This is a genomic window from Pseudomonas sp. FG6 (genome assembly GCF_057809015.1).
This window is the reverse complement of the sequence record NZ_JBMDJD010000099.1, coordinates 1-302: the sequence shown is the minus strand read 5'-3', so window position 1 is coordinate 302 and position 302 is coordinate 1. Positions and strand designations below refer to the sequence as shown.

At 59.3% G+C, this 302-nt stretch carries 1 protein-coding gene; it reads left to right on the top strand.

Going from position 1 to position 302, the window contains the following annotated elements; all coding sequences use genetic code 11:
- Positions 1-302 (top strand): VCBS domain-containing protein (locus tag ACODSJ_RS24765; protein WP_489104231.1); only part of this gene is annotated, 302 nt, incomplete at both ends.

Here is a 302-nt window from a genome sequence, read left to right as displayed (position 1 = left end):
TCACGATGCCACCGCCACTTGGAGTATTACCGGTTCAGATACCGGCACTTATGGCTCAATCGCCGTCGACAGCAGCGGTCAATGGACCTACACCCTGGCTAACGGCACCGACGGTGTCGCCAGTGTCGTGCAATCGCTGAAGGTTGGCGAGAGTCACAATGATGTATTTACCGTTCAGGTCAGCGACGGCCTCGGCGGCGTGGATACTCAACTGGTGACCGTCACAGTCACCGGCAGCAACGACGCACCCGTGCTCAGCTTCGCGACCGGCAACGATGTGGGCAGCGTGAAGGAAGACACGA